General features: G+C 33.3%; 2 protein-coding genes. Both read left to right on the top strand.

The window, feature by feature from the left end; translation table 11 throughout:
* A partial coding sequence (locus SFT90_05345) for a TolC family outer membrane protein (protein MDX1949907.1) occupies positions 1 to 1,305 on the top strand: 1,305 nt, incomplete at its 5' end.
* Between the two features lie 290 nt (positions 1,306 to 1,595).
* Positions 1,596 to 2,360 (top strand): DUF2497 domain-containing protein, encoded by a 765-nt coding sequence (locus SFT90_05340; GenBank protein MDX1949906.1) that lies wholly within the window; start codon positions 1,596 to 1,598, stop codon positions 2,358 to 2,360.
* Positions 2,361 to 2,467 lie beyond the last annotated feature (107 nt).

Genomic DNA, 2,467 nt, shown 5'->3' with positions numbered 1-2,467 from the left:
TTTATGAATTCTGGAAGTGCTGGAATTAACGGAGTTATGGAAGAATATCTCGGTAAAGCTTATATTGAAAACCCGCAATTAAAGGCTTTAAGAAGTGCGATTAAGGCTTCAGATGAAGCGATGCCGCAAGCAATTTCAGGCTTTTTACCAAGGGTTGATGTGAATTTAACTGAGTCATTTACCAGAAGTAGTGATGGTAATAGAAGTAAAGAAAATTTTACGCCAAGTGGGCAATCTTTAGATGTGCGTCAAAATTTATTTGCTGGTATGCAATCAATTTATCAAATAAAATCAGCGAAAGATAGAATAATTTCAGCAAGATACGAACTTAGAAATGAAGAGCAAAATTTTCTAAGGCAAGCTATTGAAACTTATGTAAATCTTATTTTTGCTAAGAAAGTTTTAACCCTTAACCAAAAAAATGAGAAGGTTTTAAGCGATCAAGTTACATCAACTAGAGATAGATTTTTAATTGGTGATGCTACAAGAACAGATGTTGCACAATCAGAGGCAAGGCTTGCAAACGCTGTTTCAAGCAGGATTTCCGCTGAAAATGAATTTGTTAATTCTAAATCTCAATTTAGAAGGGTTTTTCTAGTTGATGCTCCTGAAAATTTATCAATGCCAACAAAATTGCCAGCAATCCCAGCAACTTTAGATGATGCACTCAACACTGCAATAAGTAATAATCCTGAAATTCAAAGAAATTTATACGCAAAAAATCAAAGGGCAAATGAAGTTGAAGTGCAAAAATCACAATTATATCCTCAGCTTGATTTAACTGGCTCAATTGCTCAAAGGGAGTCAGTAAATGGTAATAGCATTTTCAGTAATGAACAAGAATCTATTGGCTTAAACCTTAGAGTTCCACTTTACGATTCAGGCGTTACTTTTTCAAGAACTAGAGAGGCGAAAGATAGAAAAAACCAAAGCGAATTTGAATATCAAAATTCTGTAATCACAACTCGTGATTCTGTGATTCGTGCTTGGCAGGCTCTTGCAACTGCAACACTAAATATTGAAGCAACTAAGGCTTCAATTTTAGCTGCCGAATATGCAATTGATGGTGTTCGTGCCGAGCAAAAAGAAGGGCAAAGAACCGTTTTTGATGTTCTACTTGCTGAGCAAGATAGGTTTAATGCGGAAGTTGCTCACGCAAGAGCAATCAGGGATAGTATTCTTGCGGTTTATAATCTTAAGGCTTCAGTTGGGCAATTAAACGCTTCAGAATTAAGTCTCGCTGTTGCAGAATATAACCCAGAAGAACATTACGAAAAAACCAAACTTAAATTTTTTGGTTTTTAATTTCTCTATAAAATCGGAAGTATGCACTAAGTATAGATTTAACTATTTAATCACAAATTGTCACCCCGTGCTTGTCACGGGGTTAATGGTTGAAAGTGTTTCTAAACTAGCTTATGAGCGTTTTTTATGATTAACCCCGTGACAAGCACGGGGTGACACTCGGAGAAAAAAAATAGCAAGAATTTCATAATATCTATATTTAGTAGTCACTCCCTTAAATAAGAAAAATTTTTATTTGCTAATTAGGCAAAAAAAAATTAATCTAAAAAATATTTTATATTAAAAAACTTATGGCTTTTTTGAAAAGAAAAAAGAAAGATGAAGAAATCGTATCCGTTGAAGTTGATGAAATTCAAGCTGTTCAAGGCAATAAACCGGTGGAAGAAGAATCAGTTGAATCTATACTAAATGAAATAAAAAATATTGTTGCAGGCGGAATTGAAGAAGAGCCAATGGAGCTTACTGAATTAGTTGAAGTTGAAAATGAAGCCGAAAAAACAGATGAAGCAAACGCAAAGTTAGAAGAAGATTTAATAAATAATGTAGCCGAAGAAAAATCAGAAGAAGAGAGTTTTGTTGATGTTCTGCAGGAAATTGATAATGAGCTTGCAACACCTGAGCCTGAAATTATCGCCCCTGATATTACTCAACCAGATATTGAAGAAGAAGTTATTACTGAGAATATAAATCAACAGGTAGAAGAAATTGATAACTCAAATTCAAGCAAAGTTGAAGAAGTTGTTGAAGAAGTTAAACCATTAGTTAATCCTATTTCTGTTGCAGAAAAAGTAATTAATATTTCAATGTCTGAAAAAGAAACGCTAATTTCTAAGGAGATGGCTGAAAAATCATCGCAAACAATTAAGAGTTTAATTGATAATATTCCTCGCCCTAAAATTGAATCGCCTATGTTTAGAAATGGCTCAAGCGTTGAAGATCTGGTTCTAGAAAGCCTTAAGCCAATGCTAAAAGATTGGCTTGATAAAAATCTTGAAAAAATCGTTCATGATGTAGTTGAAAAGGAAATTAGAAAAATAATTCCTCGTGAAGAATAATCACTATAAGAACTATAAATTTGGTTTAATTTCTGAGTATTTTGTTTGTTTGCTTTTTATATTGCAGGGCTATTTTATTCTTGCAAGAAGATATAAAACAAAATTAG

The organism is Rickettsiales bacterium (genome assembly GCA_033762595.1).
Taxonomy (GTDB): Bacteria; Pseudomonadota; Alphaproteobacteria; order Rickettsiales; family UBA8987; genus JANPLD01.
The sequence above is the reverse complement of the archived record's forward strand: the minus strand, read 5'-3'. Positions and strand labels throughout refer to the sequence as shown.